Origin of the sequence: Robinsoniella sp. RHS (assembly GCF_001029355.1) — a bacterium.
GTDB classification, from domain to species: Bacteria; Bacillota; Clostridia; order Lachnospirales; family Lachnospiraceae; genus Robinsoniella; species Robinsoniella peoriensis.
Genome location: NZ_JNGB01000028.1, coordinates 1 through 15,855, shown reverse-complemented (window position 1 = coordinate 15,855; position 15,855 = coordinate 1). Strand labels below are relative to the sequence as shown.

The 15,855-nt window shown below is 40.8% G+C and carries 17 protein-coding genes and 4 pseudogenes; 8 read left to right on the top strand and 13 right to left on the bottom strand.

Going from position 1 to position 15,855, the window contains the following annotated elements:
• The gene (locus RHS_RS13865) at positions 1-657 is read left to right on the top strand and encodes an aspartate/glutamate racemase family protein (protein WP_047833527.1); all 657 of its coding nucleotides are present in this window, start codon (positions 1-3) and stop codon (positions 655-657) included.
• Between the two features lie 18 nt (positions 658-675).
• On the opposite strand, the gene RHS_RS13860 is transcribed toward RHS_RS13865, so the two are convergent.
• Complete coding sequence (locus tag RHS_RS13860) at positions 676-1,899, bottom strand: PucR family transcriptional regulator (protein ID WP_047833526.1); 1,224 nt, start codon at positions 1,897-1,899, stop codon at positions 676-678.
• 105 nt (positions 1,900-2,004) lie between these two features.
• Between RHS_RS13860 and RHS_RS13855 the strand changes: the two genes are divergently transcribed.
• Positions 2,005-2,547: a nitroreductase family protein gene (locus tag RHS_RS13855; protein ID WP_027293038.1), complete on the top strand. Its 543-nt coding sequence runs from the start codon at positions 2,005-2,007 to the stop codon at positions 2,545-2,547.
• Positions 2,540-2,824, top strand: a complete 285-nt coding sequence (locus tag RHS_RS13850; protein ID WP_047833525.1) for a DUF6092 family protein — start codon at positions 2,540-2,542, stop codon at positions 2,822-2,824. Before RHS_RS13855 ends, RHS_RS13850 begins: the two co-directional genes overlap by 8 nt.
• Positions 2,825-2,892: 68 nt before the next feature.
• Here RHS_RS13850 and RHS_RS13845 read toward each other — a convergent pair whose 3' ends face one another.
• The 4 genes and pseudogenes from RHS_RS13845 to RHS_RS13830 all read right to left on the bottom strand — a co-directional run bounded on the left by RHS_RS13845 (position 2,893) and on the right by RHS_RS13830 (position 7,168).
• On the bottom strand, positions 2,893-4,170 hold the full coding sequence (locus tag RHS_RS13845) for an HD domain-containing protein (RefSeq protein ID WP_395022390.1): 1,278 nt from the start codon (positions 4,168-4,170) through the stop codon (positions 2,893-2,895).
• Between the two features lie 239 nt (positions 4,171-4,409).
• A pseudogene (locus RHS_RS13840) lies at positions 4,410-4,823 on the bottom strand (glycosyl hydrolase family 18 protein); the annotation flags it as partial.
• Between the two features lie 30 nt (positions 4,824-4,853).
• Positions 4,854-6,668 (bottom strand): ComEC/Rec2 family competence protein, encoded by a 1,815-nt coding sequence (locus tag RHS_RS13835; RefSeq protein ID WP_044297911.1) that lies wholly within the window; start codon positions 6,666-6,668, stop codon positions 4,854-4,856.
• Between the two features lie 137 nt (positions 6,669-6,805).
• Positions 6,806-7,168, bottom strand: a complete 363-nt coding sequence (locus RHS_RS13830) for a hypothetical protein (protein ID WP_044297915.1) — start codon at positions 7,166-7,168, stop codon at positions 6,806-6,808.
• Between the two features lie 85 nt (positions 7,169-7,253).
• On the opposite strand from RHS_RS13830, the gene RHS_RS13825 reads away from it, so the two are divergent.
• Positions 7,254-7,532, top strand: coding sequence for a DUF6774 domain-containing protein (locus RHS_RS13825; RefSeq protein WP_047833523.1), 279 nt, complete (start codon positions 7,254-7,256; stop codon positions 7,530-7,532).
• 161 nt (positions 7,533-7,693) lie between these two features.
• Here RHS_RS13825 and RHS_RS13820 read toward each other — a convergent pair whose 3' ends face one another.
• The 4 genes from RHS_RS13820 to RHS_RS13810 all read right to left on the bottom strand — a co-directional run bounded on the left by RHS_RS13820 (position 7,694) and on the right by RHS_RS13810 (position 8,708).
• Positions 7,694-7,918 (bottom strand): helix-turn-helix domain-containing protein, encoded by a 225-nt coding sequence (locus RHS_RS13820; protein WP_027293031.1) that lies wholly within the window; start codon positions 7,916-7,918, stop codon positions 7,694-7,696.
• Between the two features lie 25 nt (positions 7,919-7,943).
• On the bottom strand, positions 7,944-8,171 hold the full coding sequence (locus RHS_RS13815; protein ID WP_027293030.1) for a hypothetical protein: 228 nt from the start codon (positions 8,169-8,171) through the stop codon (positions 7,944-7,946).
• Entirely contained in the window at positions 8,168-8,326 is a 159-nt protein-coding gene (locus tag RHS_RS31030; protein ID WP_156042821.1) for a hypothetical protein, read from the bottom strand. The genes RHS_RS13815 and RHS_RS31030 overlap by 4 nt, the downstream gene beginning before the upstream one ends.
• A 175-nt stretch (positions 8,327-8,501) precedes the next feature.
• A complete protein-coding gene (locus RHS_RS13810) occupies positions 8,502-8,708 on the bottom strand; it encodes a hypothetical protein (protein WP_027293029.1) in 207 nt (68 codons plus the stop codon).
• Between the two features lie 176 nt (positions 8,709-8,884).
• Between RHS_RS13810 and RHS_RS13805 the strand changes: the two genes are divergently transcribed.
• On the top strand, positions 8,885-9,211 hold the full coding sequence (locus RHS_RS13805) for a helix-turn-helix transcriptional regulator (protein ID WP_027293028.1): 327 nt from the start codon (positions 8,885-8,887) through the stop codon (positions 9,209-9,211).
• Positions 9,212-9,230: 19 nt separating this feature from the next.
• Positions 9,231-9,647 (top strand): annotated as a pseudogene (locus tag RHS_RS31025) (ImmA/IrrE family metallo-endopeptidase); the annotation flags it as partial.
• A gap of 189 nt (positions 9,648-9,836) precedes the next feature.
• Here the strand turns inward: RHS_RS31025 and RHS_RS31020 are convergent.
• Positions 9,837-10,100: pseudogene (locus RHS_RS31020) on the bottom strand (DUF6783 domain-containing protein); the annotation flags it as partial.
• Here RHS_RS31020 and RHS_RS31015 point away from each other — a divergent pair.
• Together RHS_RS31015 and RHS_RS13795 are read left to right on the top strand one after the other, a co-directional pair.
• Positions 10,023-10,187: pseudogene (locus RHS_RS31015) on the top strand (DUF6783 domain-containing protein). The pseudogenes RHS_RS31020 and RHS_RS31015 sit on opposite strands and share 78 nt — an antisense overlap.
• A 199-nt stretch (positions 10,188-10,386) precedes the next feature.
• Positions 10,387-11,982, top strand: coding sequence for a recombinase family protein (locus tag RHS_RS13795; RefSeq protein ID WP_047833522.1), 1,596 nt, complete (start codon positions 10,387-10,389; stop codon positions 11,980-11,982).
• Here RHS_RS13795 and RHS_RS13790 read toward each other — a convergent pair.
• The 3 genes from RHS_RS13790 to RHS_RS13780 all read right to left on the bottom strand — a co-directional run.
• On the bottom strand, positions 11,954-12,757 hold the full coding sequence (locus tag RHS_RS13790; protein WP_070041013.1) for a glycosyl hydrolase family 18 protein: 804 nt from the start codon (positions 12,755-12,757) through the stop codon (positions 11,954-11,956). The genes RHS_RS13795 and RHS_RS13790 overlap by 29 nt on opposite strands.
• A gap of 108 nt (positions 12,758-12,865) precedes the next feature.
• A complete protein-coding gene (locus tag RHS_RS13785) occupies positions 12,866-15,397 on the bottom strand; it encodes an FAD-dependent oxidoreductase (protein ID WP_047833521.1) in 2,532 nt (843 codons plus the stop codon).
• Positions 15,398-15,545: 148 nt separating this feature from the next.
• Positions 15,546-15,855, bottom strand: a 310-nt coding sequence (locus RHS_RS13780) for a ribonucleotide-diphosphate reductase subunit beta (RefSeq protein WP_047833520.1), incomplete at its 5' end; no start/stop codon positions are given.

The following is a 15,855-nucleotide window of genomic DNA, read 5'->3' as shown; positions in this document are numbered from 1 at the left end:
ATGAAAAAGAATTTTAAAATTGGTCTGATACGAGTTCTGACAACCGATGATACAGAGCTTATGAATATGCATGGCCGCATAATAGAAAAAAATTTCCCGGGTCTGCTCGTAGAATCAAAATGTATTCCCGACCAGCCGGAAGGTATCCACAGCCATGAACTGGAACAAATCGCCATCCCCAAAATAGTTGAAACTGCAAAAAGTTTCCATGAACCGGATATGATTATTGTGAGCTGTGCCGATGATCCCGGTGTCGCTGAAATCAGGGATGCTCTCCCCGGCATTCCGGTTACCGGGGGCGGGGAAAGTACAGCTGCCCTTGCCACAAAATACGGCGATAAAATTGCAATTCTCGGCATCGTAGACTACGCACCCAAAGCATACCTGCGAATGATACCGGAAAAAATCATTGCTGTTGAAAAACCGGAAGATGTCAGCAGCACCCTGGACCTCATGACGGACAAAGGTCACGCTGCCTGCATGGAAGCAGCAAAAAGAATCAAAAGTATGGGTGCCCAGGTCATCGCTCTTGGCTGCACGGGGCTGACCACGATCGGCATTGCAAAAGAAATCGAAAAAGAAACCGGACTGCCGGTTGTAGATCCTGTGCTGGCAGAAGGCCTGTTTGCCTGGTTTGAAGCACTGCGCCGGAAATGACCTGCAGATAATCATGCATCAGATATAATGGCGCATTTTAAGTGCCAGTCCCAATTTAAAAAGATTATCGCTGTCATCCAAACTGTAACCGCAAAGGCTCTCTATCTTCTTAATCCGATACGCAAGTGTATTGCGATGCAGAAAAAGGGACTCTGCAGTAGTATTTCGGACACCCATATGTGCAATTAGCGTTTCCAGTGTTTCCAGGAGATGTCCTTCATTTTTCTTATCGTATTCCAGAAGCTGGCTTAAAATCCCATTGGTGTACTCTTTGTAAAACGGATCCTTGCACATGCGCTTCAGCGCCTGCTCAAACCGGATCTCTTCAATATACATGATATCGGAACTTCTGTGAAGGCGTCCGATGGAGATGGCATCCCTGGCTTCTTCATAGAGCTTGCCAAGGTCAATAAACTGCTCCGCTACGGACGATATCCCGGCGGATACCCGCAGTCCCCCCTTATCGTGAATCCTCTGGGATATTTCTGCGAATACCTGTTTCAGCATCTCCACCGTATAAGACTGGGAAAGAATGCAGGTAAAACTGTCATTTTTATTTACAACCGTACATTTCACCTGTTTCCTGCCAACATATTCTTTAATCATATTAATGACTGCATCTTTTGTATTTTGGATATCTTCTTCATTTTTATTCTGAATGTAGGATTCAAAATCATCGATATCCATAACCACCAGACGAATAGGCGGCTTGATCCAGTTGAGGGCATTTGCCCGGTAATCCGCTTCATCCGGAATCTTGATATTACCGGTTAAAATATCAACAAAAAGATTGTTGTCCATAACCTGTGTACTGTATTCAAACAGCTTTAATTTTGTAAACTCCAACAGATTATTCTGCTTTTCTACAATCGCCACCATAATTGGATAGCTCAGCTCAATGAATGGCAGGTCATCCGGCATAAGAATCAATGGAAATCCCAGCTGCTTAGCCAGCTCCACCACAGGCTCCGGAAAGCTTTCCATAAATCTGGATTTTATTGCGAGGGCTGCTGCATCCTTTTCGTACAGAGCCTTAACGAGACTGCATAATTTATCAGCATCATCACGAAATGCATAGCCAGTTGTAATATAAAAGATATTTTTACGAATCCATGGCTCGATATCCGGCTGTTCAATGGAATCGATAAAGGAAACATCCCTGGCGAGTCCTTTTTCTCCAGCCAGCAGACGGCATCCAAGCCTGGATGCAATCTCATAAGCCTGTGCAACGGTAATTGCCATACTACACCACCTTTTTCTTTTGATGTTACATTTACTTATTCTATACCGTTTATTATACCAAGAAAAACTAGGTTTTCCCAGACTTTTTTAACAAAGGAGGTCTCTATGACTGATGATTTATTAACTTTAATGAAATCCCGACGCAGCTGCAGGCATTTTCTGGATAAAGCAGTCCCCTGCAAGCTTCTAGAAACACTGATAGAAGCCGGGCGCTTCGCTCCCTCAGCCAGCAATGTACAAGCCTGGAAATTTTGTCTGATCACAGATCCGGATCTGGTACGTAAAGTAGATCTTTTCAGCCCGGGCTTAAGCGGCAAACCTCCCGTAATCCTGGCAATCTGCTCTGACCGTGAATATGCAGGAAAACGGGGCGGAGTAGCTGCCAGCGAAATCCTTGCGACCATAGATGCCTCCATGGCAGCTGAAAATATAATGCTGGAAGCAGTTTCCCTGGGTCTTGGAACCTGCGCAATCAAATCGTTTAATAATGCCGCTGTCCGCAAACTGCTAAAGCTTCCCCCGCAAATCGAAATAGAACTTCTGCTCTCCATTGGTTATCCGGATGCCGATCCCCACATTCCCCTTAGGAAACCCCTGGAAGAAATTTTATTTTACAACGAATGGAAGGAGACATGCATTAATGAATGAACAAATCAATAAAGACCGTTGTTTTGAATTATTAGTCTATCTGGTGTCCAGTGCAGCCGGATTAAAAAAAGAGCCGCATATTTACGGCTCCCTCCGTCTCATCGAAGCCTCCAGACAACTTGGACAGATCCTCGCTGATGCGGATGATACCAAAAGTGCTGCTTTTACAGAATTGATAGATACCATTGAAAACAGTAAAAATAAATGTATGACGGATCAGGATGCTTTTTATCAAATGTTAGAAGAAGCATCGTTAAAACTGGTAGACTGCTGTTAAAGTCTCCATGAACAAAAAGGGCTGCAAACCCTTAAGCCGGATTTCGCAGCCTCTTCTATAATTAAAAGTTAAATCTTTTGGCAGATCTTACAAAGTTCTGTATATTCTATGTTCATATGGTCATAGACCTCTAAAACCGGTTCGCAGGTATTCCTCACATTTTCCATAATTTCATCAAAATGTTTAATCATAATATCTACTGTCTGATAACACAACAGCCCGTTCTCTTTCATCTCCGATAAAATACCAACAATTTTCTCTTTACCGAATGCCTCTTTGTAGCTTCGCCTTCCGTACAGCGCACTTACAATATCCGCAATTGCAACAATCCGCTCACTAAGTGTCAGATCATTGCTTTTCAACCCCCTGGGATATCCCGATCCGTCTAATTTTTCATGATGTCGTAAGGCAATTTTAGCAACCACAGGTTCAATTTCACCATTCATAATTTCTTCGGTTATATTTACATGGGTTTTCATAATTTTCATCGCCTGAGGACTCAGCTTGCCCGGATATTCCAGTATTTCAACCGGTATTCCAATTTTCCCCAGATCGTGCAGCAGAGCGCCATAATAAATTTGTGTGACCTGGTTTTCGTCAAGATCCATCAGTACAGCCAGCTCCCGGCTGATACTTGTTGTTGTAATCGTATGTATCACGGTAAACGGACTCCGAAAATCAATAGCATAGACAATCATTTTCAGATAAGTATCAATTTCTTCCTTTGCGTAAGATGGATTCCCCAGGGACATAAAAACCTCTTTAGATATATTAAGCTTTTCCTCATGATTCCTTCTTAAATTCTCTAAAACATGATCTTTTTTCTCTACGGTTAAAAATAAATCGACAACTTCAGAGGAAAACTTTTTCTCACGAAAACGCTCTAAAAAACTCGTAATATCTTTCACCTCACCCGTTTGCATGCACACATCCATCCGATCTGCTAAATTCACAATCTGAGCCCATTTAATGATATCACTTTGCAAATCAGGTATCCGGATAAGCTTTTCATAATCCGTATGATGAAACAAAATTACGGATGACAGCTCCGAAAAAGGTGAAAGGTACTTCAAAAACAGGTAACCATAGATAGAATGATTCCAGACATTTCCTGTTTCGAATTGCACCATATCATTGATTTCTTCTGTTTTATATGCTCCAACATCATGTACCATCGTGAGAAAGCAGAGATCCCTTATCCTTTTTTGGTCTGAAATACCCTCTGCTTCCAGCATTTTAAGAACAATATATGCCACTCTGATTCCATGGTCCACCAGACGCTCGTCCACATGATTCAACGTCCGGCACACGATTCCCGCCATATTTTTACTGCTAATCTGTTTCATTTCACTCTCCTGCAAGCAACCTTAGTAAGTTGTTCATTTCTTTTTATCAGATATAACTTTATTATATATGATATTATTTATACTTACAATTAAAAACTTACAGGAGAAGTACTTTCTTTTTCAATACTTATAATAGATAAGAGCGTATTTCAGACACGCTCTTATCTGCAGATGCTCTTGCGCATTTTTCTTATGCGCTTTATAACTATTTTCTTATTTAAAGTCTCATACAACTCTGGTTATTGAATCCAGAATGTATCCGCCATCAGCAGCCAGTTTGCCCTGAAAAGCTGCATGATCTGCCAGTAACCGGCACCGACCAGACCAAATTCCTGAATCAAACCAAACTTTGCCCTTATACTTCGTACATCCTCAAACCATACTTCATGTTCTGTCCCTCCAGCCATATAGTGAAAAAAAGGTGACTGCGCCACTTCATCATACTGTATCTCTACTCCATATTCGATTGCAATCCGGACAGCTTCTATATTTCCAATTGTCCGTGCTCTGGTAACTCCCCGCTCATATGGAAGCGGCCAGTCATATCCATAATTAGGGATTCCCAGCTTGATCTTTTCCGGCGGAATCTCAGTTATGGCATATTCGACGACTCTTCGCACCATATTTAGCGGGGCTACTGCCATTGGCGGGCCGTATGTGCAGGTACGCTTAAGGTACAGGTATTAATACTGCTCTTTACCATATGGATCTGAGAAATCACATTCCCTGCCATATGTTCTAATAAAAAATCCACCGCTTCGACCGTGCTTCGCAGTAGCAAAAACATATCCCTGCCATTTTTTGTTCCAGTTAACCATGTCGGCTTCGTGTCCAAGACTTGTAAAGTAATCTTTTGCGGTTCTTACCGGAGTTGGCGCCATTGGATTATCACCACTGTAAATATTTGCAGATACACAGAATTTACTTGCCTTTACTGCTTTCAAAAAATCAATAGACATATTATTAGCAGTTCCGTGATGTCCTTTCTTTAGAACAACAGCATCCAGATCTTTAGGGGTGAATCTTTTTAATTTAAATCTGCTAACAGCTGCATCTGCAGTAATATTATACGCAGCTGCAAGGTCTCTTGCCAGATTAATTTTATTTACAGTACTTGAAACTTTTACATTCCAGTCACTGGTATCTGCCGCTTTTCCCAGGAGCAGTTCTTCTGTAAAAAACTCTGCATCCCCCATAAGCAGGAATTTTCTGCCCCCGCAGATAACTTTCATAACAATAGACTGGTTGTTCAGTGATGAAGTTCCATCCGAAGGATTATCTTTTCCTACTGCCTTACGAATATATTTGAGACCCTGTTCATTATCAGCCGGGTTGGAAAGCCATTGAAGCGGCACCTCATCTGCTTTGTACGGGCTAAGGATATTAAAGATAAGGCCATCAAAAGAGACATAGTTTCCTGCACAAACGGTAATTAATTTTCCTACATTCTCTGCATAATAAATCACATTTTTCGCCCAGGAAGAGTTCTGCATCAACGGCTCCTTATAGTTCTTGCTGAGAACTATGTTTGAAAACTGATAACGCACATTTTTATTTGCGAGATTTGCTTTATTGTAAACAACTTTATTTTGCGTCTTATCCCAGCCATAACCGCTTAGTCCCTCAAAACCAGATATGTGGTCATGATGTGGATGCGTATTAAAAAAGTAATCAATGGTAATCACACCATTAACCGGCTTTAATCCCACTACATTTCTTAAGTAAGCATCAATTTTAGCAGCTCCGTAAGAAGCACCCGTATCAATTAAAGCTGTCTTGCCATTTTTAGTCTTAATAAAAATACTGTCTCCCGTTTCCTTATCTCCTTTGGGGTTAAAACCATTTACATTGATCATATGCAGATCCATCATATGGCTCTTCATGCTTGCCGGAATCTTTACATTTGTCTTTTGCACATGTTTTGTAACCACCGTGTCATTCTCTTTTGACGTGTAAATTTCCAGATCACATCCCAGAGTATACAACACATCATTGGACAAATTCTTATAAGTGTATTCATTGGTACCACGTTTGGATTTCAAAACTCCGTTTAACGTAAAGGAATAGCTTTTAATATAAAAGGCATCCGGGACACCCACTACAAAAGTAATTCGCGCATCATTTCCCTTTGCGCCTCTTTCGCTTGTTTTGTCCATGGTAACAACAATATCCGTTGCAGCCGCCACAGCCGAACTATAATCAGCGGCACCTCTTGTCAATACCTCTTTTTCTGCATACAATCCGATTGTTCCCGGTTCTTCCGGCAATTTTACAACTGCCTGATAGTTTGTACCGCTTCCGGTAATTGTAAGCTGAGCTGATTCCCTTAATGTTCCGCACATTTTGATACTGGCAATATCAAATGTATCTGCCGCATTTTCCGAAACGCTGATGCTATAAACAGCCTCTGAACCACCAACCATTCCCTCTTCCTCATGCAGCCGCACAATGGTTACTTCTGGATTATGCCATAATAAATTTGTTGTGTTTTCTGACATACTTTATTACCTCCTAAAATTTTTTATGCAGTGGATTTGAGTATTAACAGTACGTTTATCTTTTTCGTATCAATTACTCAAAATACAAGATTTCGTCGTTCCTGTTACCTCTAACTCCCTTGCATATAAACATTGTATCATGTATTTTTATGCATGCTATGCAACTTGAGATATCTGGTAACTCTTTTACTGATCACACTTTGATCCAGATGGATCTTCCTCTCCACTTCTTTCTGCGTCAAGTTTTCCAGATAGAGGTAACGAAATATCATACGGGTTGTAACATCTTCAATATCCGTAATAAACTCCTCCACCTCCAGCTTTTGTACCTCACACTCTTCCATCTGATGCTTCAGTTTTTTCTCAAGTTCCAGTACGCGTCTCCTTTTATCTTTACTACAGCCCATCGCCTGATTTTTTTTATCTGCAAGCTGCATCTTTAATGACGCAATCTCTTTTCCAAGGACTTTATATTCTTCTAACATCTTCTTGTCCAACATTTCATACTCCTCCCATATTTCAGTTTTATAAATACAAACGTAACGATTTCCACCCTTTGGCATATACTATTTCGAGGTGATTAAAATGCAATCTTGTGAACTGGTAGCAACAATCAGCGCCATCGCATGTGCCATATCCAAAGGGAAATCTCCTGATGAAATAGCCCTTATGGCTACGATCTTCAGCCAGTTAGGTGATACTCTGGCTACGATATCCGCCCAGGAAGCGCTTTGCGCACCAAACAACAGAGCAGCAGTCACGCCAACGGATACGCTAAGGGATACATCAATGGGTACGTCAACAGATGCATCAACGGATACGACAGCAAATGCGTCAGCGGATACACCAAAGGACACGGAATAATTTCTGGGTCCTTTTCTTCAGTTTTTCTTAAGTATCTTTATAAATCTTTTATTCTCCTGCCACAACTTTGACACATTTACTTGTTATATTATGTACATACAAAGCGATAGAGCTTTTTTACATATACTTTTCTCTCCCTCCTGGACTAGCTGCGGCTGGTCCTATTTTTTATTCTTTTTACCATAACGCTCGTGTAAGATATCCCACTCGTCCCACAAACTCTGAGGTATATTACATGCTTTATTTTGCTCTTTTGTCCGTCTTTGCAGTACATAGGATACACTGCCTGCTGACACCTTGGCTGCCCTGGCAATCTGACGGTGAGTATATCCCTGCTCATGCAGTTTTCTGATTTCTTCCTTTTTTTCATTACAGAGTGCTTTCAAATCTGCCTGCCTCCTTTTCCTTCCATCAGGAACATTTTCTTATGCCATCCAGGCATACCAATAATCCAAAAATCTCTTTTACGGTGTAACTTTTCTCTTCATCTATATCTGTTAATGTTTCAAACCACCCCTCAGCAAAGGCAACCGCACATTCCTGTGTAAACCCTTGCGCTTTTGAGCGTTCCTCTATTCTATTGATCAGCATGCGCATATTTCCTTCTCCTTTTCCTATATTTACTTTTTCTGTGGTCATCTGACTCTCTGTGTGAGGTTCATCGACGACGCTGCTTCCGAGGCTGCAATATTTAAAATTTTCCTTACTTCATCATCATTCCTGTCCCGATAATAATCATCGCAGAAACAAACTTTTGTCTCGCCTGTTTCTATTTCTTCTATAATATGTCCCATAAAACCCTCACCACCTCCAGTATTATCTTATGAAGAGACTTCTGTCCTTGTTTCAGATTTCATAAAAAGACCGGTATTACACACCTTTTATTTCTGAAATAACTTTCCTCTCTTCCATTGACACCGAATATATTTAATGGTAAAATATTCCTATATTCGAACATTTGTTTGTTTTTTATTTTTTCCTATCGAATAAATAGTCGGGGCTGTACTTTGGAAATAATACTTTTTGTATTTTCAAAGCATCTTCATAATAAAATCCATTTTTTGTTGCCCCGTTGACAATATCACTGACAGTTTGATAGCGGTACCCCAGAAGCTCTCCCATTTGTATAAAAGTGACTTTTTCAACTTTCATTACCTCTAAAAGATTGTTATACATATTTATCCCCCTTGATTCGTAATTCCGTATTCGATATAGCAATTATATTCTTAATTCAGTATTATGTCAATAGGTTTTGTTCTTAATTTCGAATTTATTCGTAATTTCGAATATTTTCAATTTACAAAATGCGAATTCTAGTATATAATAAAAAGAAAACAAAAGAGGTGAATATCGTGGAAAAAGCAAGAATCTTGGAGAATTTAATTAAGGAGCAGGGCTTTAATCTCAAATCCTTTGCTGCCAAATGCGGCATACCGTATACTACGCTTTACGGTATAATTAAAAATGGAGTTGGGAAAGCCAGCGTCGACAATATCATCATCATCTGCAAAAATCTTGGCATAACGGTAGAATCACTGGAAGATATGGCAAAAGGCGGCTCTCAGAACCAATACGAGCCTTCGTACGATGATATGGAACAGCTGATTGCCCGCAACGGGAATAAACTCACAACAAAGGAAAAAATGAAATTAATCAAACTCTTGTCCGAATTAGAATAATTCGGGAAGGTGAGTTTTATTGGACTATCAATTTATTCAAGAAAAAGTATCTGATGTAATCATAGAGTGTGGGATCAAATCTTTTCCAATTGATACTTTTCATTTATTACGGCTTTATGGCTACAAGATTTATACCTATGATGAAATTCGGTATCAAAACGAGCAATTATACGAAGTTGCCATAAAGTATTCATCCGATGCTTTTCGTTTTAAAGGCATTGTCTGTTACAATTCAAATCAGGCTTCCGGACGCATCTGTTTTTCTTTGATGCACGAACTGGGGCACCATATACTGGGTCATAACGGAGATCAAAAACAAAATGAAATAGAAGCAAACTACTTTGCAAGCAATATTCTGGCACCGCGCATGGCCATTTATTATGCCGGCTGCAAAAATGCAAACGATGTCCACCGGTTATTTAAGATAACATATGAAGCTTCAGAATATGCTTTTGAAGATTTCAGACGCTGGAGACGTTATCTGGTTACTCATGGACACCGGTTTACTCCGGTTGAAATGGCGATATACCATCAATTTTATAATCAAGACCAGGATAAATTCGTATGGAGTATCCGGGAGTGCAGCAAGTGCGGCAGATCCATTTACAATGACCTGTTTGCCAGCCTATGCTGCCGGTGCAAGCAAAAAAAGATATCTCGCAGAAGTAAAACGTTTCTCTGTGATGATCCAATATTTGGACTTTTCTGTGACGAACAGAGCCAACAGAATATTCGAATTGCGGAATACAAATGGCTCTATGGAGACGATTACTAAATGAATTTTCAAATATGCTTTAGAGCGTGTTTTAAAATTGCTTTCTGGCAGCTGTGCGTCACAGTTTGTGGGAGATTTGTCCCGGATGAAGGGCGCGTAGCGGGCTACGTAACCTGAATTCGGGGCAAATATGCCGCAAAGTGGGGCGTGCAGATGGCAGGAATGAATTTTCAAACACGCTCTAGCGCGAACAATTTCTGAATTTAGGTTCAGCTGATTATGGTTCAGCATGATGGGACCCCGGGGTTGTGGCATGCCGGACGCTATTGGTATGGAACATATAAAATGCATAAAGTAGCTGATTATCTGCATCCTCTGCGTATTTGTTTAGTCCGTGTCTTTTACTTTTACTACGCATTAATTATCACTCCGCTCAATAGAATAAACCAGGGGTGATACTATGAAACCTTACTATATCTATTTAAGGAAATCCCGCACCGACCGTGAAGCGGAGCTGCATGGAGAAGGCGAAACGCTTGCCCGCCACGAAAAAGTTCTCTCAGAGTTTGCCTGCCGGAATCAGATGCAGGTCTCTAAAGTATTCCGGGAGATAGTTTCCGGTGAAACAATTGCTGCACGTCCTCAGATGCAGGCTTTACTGCTGGATGTGGAACAGGGATTGTGTGAAGGCGTTCTGGTAATGGAAATTGAACGTCTGGCGAGAGGGGATACAAAAGATCAGGGCATTGTGGCTGAAGCTTTTAAGTATGGAAATGTAAAAATTGTTACACCCATGAAAACCTATGATCCTGCTAATGAATTTGATGAGGAGTATTTTGAATTCGGACTTTTTATGAGCAGACGTGAATATAAAACCATTAATCGAAGAATTCAGAGAGGGCGTATCGCTTCCGTTAAAGAAGGAAAATTTATTTCCAGCATAGCTCCCTATGGTTATGACAAAGTACCAATTGAAAATGATAAAGGCTACACTTTAATGATTAATCCGAAAGAGGCTGAAGTTATAAGGATGATTTTTAACTGGTATACGGCTGGAATCATGCAGCCGGATGGTACCTGCCGCCGATTGTCTACTGCTGCTATATGCCATAAGCTGGATTTACTTCATCTGAAGCCCCAAATAAAAGACCACTGGTCACCATCCAGTATCCGAGATATTTTAAAAAACCCGGTATACACCGGCTCTATCCGTTGGGCATACCGTAAGGAAATGCGGATTCTTAAAAATGGAATGATCGAAAGGCACCGAACCACCTCTAATGACTATATTCAGTGTAAAGGGCTTCACGAAGCTATAATTTCTCAGGAAATCTTTGACACTGCTCAAAAACGAATGCAATCCAATCGAAAATCACCCACGAAATGCAGTAACCTTCTAAAGAACCCACTTGCCGGAATTATAATCTGTGGAAAATGCAATACGCCCATGACACGTCTGGCTCCAAATAAAAAAACAAATTACGCATTCATAAAATGTCCCAACAGAGATTGTGACAATATTTCTGCTCCGCTGGATCTTCTGGAAATACAGCTGCTGGCAGCTTTAGATTACTGGCTTCAAAATTGCGTACTGAACCTGAATCATAGGAATAACCCAACTTATGGTGGTAATGAACTTCATTTACTAAAGAATTCTATTGATGAAATAAAGAAAGAACAGACAGCCTTAGATAAGCAGCTAGATCTTACCTACTCTTATCTGGAACGGGAGATATACACTGAAGTTGAATTTCAGAAAAGAAAAAGTTTTATTTCTTCACAAATAAATGCTTTAAGATCAGACTTATCCACATTACAGTTTGAATATGAACAATTATTGTGTATCCCGCACTCTTCTTCCCCGGAGGCAATAAAGCAGACTAAATATACGTTTGTGGATATTTACTGGCTTCTGGAAAGTGTTACTGGGAAAAATCAATTATTAAAAGCTGTGTTAGAAAAAGTGGAATATCTCAAAACGGAACGGAATAAACGTGGCGAGAAATCCCGGGCAAATTTTCAATTAACTATCTATCCGAAAATTCCCAAGGTATAAATGACCTGCTATCCGAAAATTCCCAATGTATAAATGACCTGTATTCCTGATGTACGTATGTGTATCCCCATTCATAAGTCATCAGCAGAACCCGGTTTGCCGCCGCTCCCAATGCCGGATAATCCTTCCCTTCATACAGCAATCCTGCCTGGTCTGCAGATGTCTTAGGTGCCAGGGCTACCGAAACCTGGTAGCCCAGTGCATTAAAAAAGCCAACAGCATTTTGCACAAATCTGGTAAAAGCATCTCTGTCTTCAGCCAGGATATATTCAAAATCAATATCCAGACCCTGATATCCCTTTTCTGCCATAACAATCCGAAGATTCTCGAACAGCTGCTGCTCGGCAGCCGGATTATTAACAACAGCTGTAATGAGATTATTATTAAACTGCCCATCTTCCCCAAAAGGCGTTAAGGTCAGGATTGGAATTGTTCCAGACTCAATCGCCATCATAATCACCCAGGTATCATCCATGACAGGTGGAACCAGTTCTCCCTGACTTGTAAACCCATAAGAAAAAATTGCTATTTCCGTCAAATAGGGAAGGGTCTGTGCCAGAACCCAGGGACTTATAAAAGGATATGCATAACCGTTAGATACAATTTCCCGTCGATCCGCATTTTCATTTACCCCCGGCATCAAAAGCGCCTGGCCAACAGCAAGCTGATATGGATACTCCAACTGATTGTTATATATCAATGCATCCAAGGATGCTCCATATCTGGATGCTATCGTATTCACACTATCTCCGCTTTGAACTACATATATCCACATTTTATTATTACCTTACACTTTATCATAATTAATATATGAAAAAGTCCCGTAAGCGTTTGAGTTTACGGGACTGAATATTATGATCCATCAGAAATTAATGATTAGATTTCAAAACATTTCTTTGAAATTAGTGTGTTCCTCTATCTGTGCCGTCACTTTAACCATCTTGGAAGTATCCCCCAGTAAAATCGCTCCGCACAATCTGTTATTTGAAAAATAATATTTTTCATAGATCATCTTCATGGGATCTTTGAATTCTACTGTTTTGTATTTTATATCCGGATTCTTGCCATTATCACCAATGGCAAATAAAGCCGTATCCATTCCATGAAATGTTAAAGCTGCATTTACGGTCTCATAAGCAACGCTGTCACCTGCTGCATTGGCTCCGGCTACTTTACCCATCTCCAGTGCCTGAGGCCAGATGGCGTAATTGATGCCTTCGTACTGGGCGCAGTCACCACAAGCATAAATATCTGTAAGATTGGTATGCATTTTTTCATCCACTACAATCGCACGGTCTGTCTGTATTCCTGCTTCCTGGGCAATCTTTGTATTGGCTCTTACACCTGCAGAGACAATAACTAACTCTGCCGGTATCACTTCACCGCCAGCCAGGCGAACTCCTGTAACGGCACCTTCACCTTCAATTTCTTCCACATTTGCTCCGATACGGATATCCATTCCTTTATCCAGTATGATATCCTTCAGCATATCACCGGCTCCTGTATCCAGTTGTCTGCCCATTAACTGATTTGCCACTTCTACAATGGTTACCCGGCATTTTGCTTTACTCAGTTCCCATGCGGCTTCCAGCCCCAGGACACCTCCTCCGATCACGACAGCATGTTTCACATTCGGAAGCATTTTTCCGATCTTAACTACATCTGACAGTCTTCGGATTGCAACTACCTGTTCCTTATCATGTCCTGGAATTGGAGGCACAAAACATTCAGAGCCAAGGGCATAGATGCATTTATCATATTTTAGTTTTAACCCATCGGAAAAAGCGACTTCTTTTGCCTGGGTATCGATACTTTTTACTGTTTTATCCAGTACATTAATTATATTCCTGTCCTGGTACCACTTTTCATCATGAATTGCAAGCTGTGACGGGTTAAAAGATGCCAGCATAGATTTCGTAAGCATTGGACGGTTATAGCTTAGTACTGATTCATTGGATACCATTACGATAGAACAGGTCTCGTTCCTTTCCCGGATAGCTTCTGCTGCACTCACTCCTGCTGCGCCATTACCCAGAATTAAGTAGAATTCACTGGTATTGTTCTTGTAACTTACTTCATCAACCTCTACCGGAACAAAATTTTCTTTTCCAACTCCGCAGACCGGGCATATCTCTATTCCTTCTTCAAAAATTTCACCGCAAACCAGACATTTTACCAGCTTCTTTTTCGCTGATTTTTCCTTTGTCCTGGGATTTTCTTTATCCAGCAGCACACATCCGAAATCATAGCCATAATCATAAGCTTCAATCAGATCATTTTTTCCAGGCTTAAATTTAATCTTCAGACCATCCACAACTTTCATGCGCAGTTGTTTCAAACGCTCCACGATGTGGCTGACACCTTCTCCGCTCCAGCCAAAGCTGCCAAAGGCACTAGCCAGTTTACCGCCATGAGTACATGCGAACATGGAAGTGGTCAGATCCCAGATCGGCTTAAGTGCCTCTCCTACAATAGTTGGTGTTCCAAATAAGATACCATCCGCAAATCCGATATCCGCAAGGACTTCATCTTTATCTGATGTCACCATATCATGCAGATGTACATCTATCTTGCCGCTTTCCCGGATTCCTTTCGCTATCTCTTCCGCAATTTCCGCCGTATATCCATAGGCGCTCACATATGGGATTACCACTGTTTTCTGCTGATTTGGATTGATTACGGTACTCCATTGCCGATAAGTATCCATGATTTCTTGAATATTACAATCCAGAACCGGTCCATGTCCTGTGCAGATCATATCAATATCCAGATTTTCTATTCTATTCAATGCTTTTAACATGTACGGCTTAAAAGGCCCGATTATATTATCAAAATAATATTTAAGTGCTCTCATATAGCCATCTTCATCCGTAACCTGGCTGCGCAGAACACCGTCAAAAGTATAGTGGCTTCCAAAAGAGTCGCAGGTTACCAGCACTTTGTCTTCTGCTATATAAGTATACATCGTATCCGGCCAATGCAGGTTTGGCAGAATCATAAAATGAAGGGTCTTATCTCCCAGGGAAAGGGTGTCATTCTCCTTCACTGCAATGCTGTAGAAGTCCCGGTTTACAATGTTTTTTAGAAAACTGATGGCTACAGCAGTACCAACAATTTTAATATTAGGATTCATTTCTATCAGTTTTTCCACACTGCCGGCATGGTCCGGTTCCGTATGATCCACTATAATATAATCAATCTTATTGATATCCACCAGCTGCTCTAACTCTTCGAGGTAAGTGTCAAAAAATTTAAACTTTGCAGTCTCAAACAAAGCTGTCTTTTCGCTGCCTTTTATCAGATATGAATTATATGTGGTTCCAAACTCCGTTTCCATTATAATATCAAAGACTCTCAGATCCTTGTCTTTAATTCCGGTCCAATATAAATTTTTCTTTAATTCTAAAGTCTTCATACTACACCTCTCCTTTGCGATTGCATTTTATATCTGCTATTTTAACACATATTCCAGTCTAAATATATGCTTTCGAAAAATTTAAGAATACTGCCTAGCGTATTTGAAAATGCTCCCAATCCGGTCCTGACACGCTCTGGATAGTATACTAAAGGTCGTCCACAAGTGCTGTACTTTTGGCATAGGCTGTGCTTCTGGCCTCAAAGAAATCTGTCTTTATCAGATTTGCATTGCTGTACTGGCTCACCCAGGACATACTTGCAGGCTCTTCATCATGTCCTTCATACAGCTTTTTAAAACCAAGATTGGTACAGCGCAGATTCCCGAGATATTTAATATAATCCGTGATCATTTCTTTGGTAAGTCCTGGTATTGCATCTCCGATCACGTAATGTCCCCAGCGGATTTCCTGTTCGCAGCCTTCCCGGATCATCTCACGGTACACATCTACTTTTTCA

Coding starts and splice junctions, on each gene's coding strand:
- RHS_RS13865 (WP_047833527.1), top strand. CDS start 1: ATGAAAAAGAATTTTAAAATTGGTCTGATACGAGTTCTGACAACCGAT.
- RHS_RS13860 (WP_047833526.1), bottom strand. CDS start 1,899: ATGGCAATTACCGTTGCACAGGCTTATGAGATTGCATCCAGGCTTGGA.
- RHS_RS13855 (WP_027293038.1), top strand. CDS start 2,005: ATGACTGATGATTTATTAACTTTAATGAAATCCCGACGCAGCTGCAGG.
- RHS_RS13850 (WP_047833525.1), top strand. CDS start 2,540: ATGAATGAACAAATCAATAAAGACCGTTGTTTTGAATTATTAGTCTAT.
- RHS_RS13845 (WP_395022390.1), bottom strand. CDS start 4,170: ATGAAACAGATTAGCAGTAAAAATATGGCGGGAATCGTGTGCCGGACG.
- RHS_RS13835 (WP_044297911.1), bottom strand. CDS start 6,668: ATGTCAGAAAACACAACAAATTTATTATGGCATAATCCAGAAGTAACC.
- RHS_RS13830 (WP_044297915.1), bottom strand. CDS start 7,168: ATGTTGGACAAGAAGATGTTAGAAGAATATAAAGTCCTTGGAAAAGAG.
- RHS_RS13825 (WP_047833523.1), top strand. CDS start 7,254: ATGCAATCTTGTGAACTGGTAGCAACAATCAGCGCCATCGCATGTGCC.
- RHS_RS13815 (WP_027293030.1), bottom strand. CDS start 8,171: ATGACCACAGAAAAAGTAAATATAGGAAAAGGAGAAGGAAATATGCGC.
- RHS_RS31030 (WP_156042821.1), bottom strand. CDS start 8,326: ATGGGACATATTATAGAAGAAATAGAAACAGGCGAGACAAAAGTTTGT.
- RHS_RS13810 (WP_027293029.1), bottom strand. CDS start 8,708: ATGTATAACAATCTTTTAGAGGTAATGAAAGTTGAAAAAGTCACTTTT.
- RHS_RS13795 (WP_047833522.1), top strand. CDS start 10,387: ATGAAACCTTACTATATCTATTTAAGGAAATCCCGCACCGACCGTGAA.
- RHS_RS13790 (WP_070041013.1), bottom strand. CDS start 12,757: ATGTGGATATATGTAGTTCAAAGCGGAGATAGTGTGAATACGATAGCA.
- RHS_RS13785 (WP_047833521.1), bottom strand. CDS start 15,397: ATGAAGACTTTAGAATTAAAGAAAAATTTATATTGGACCGGAATTAAA.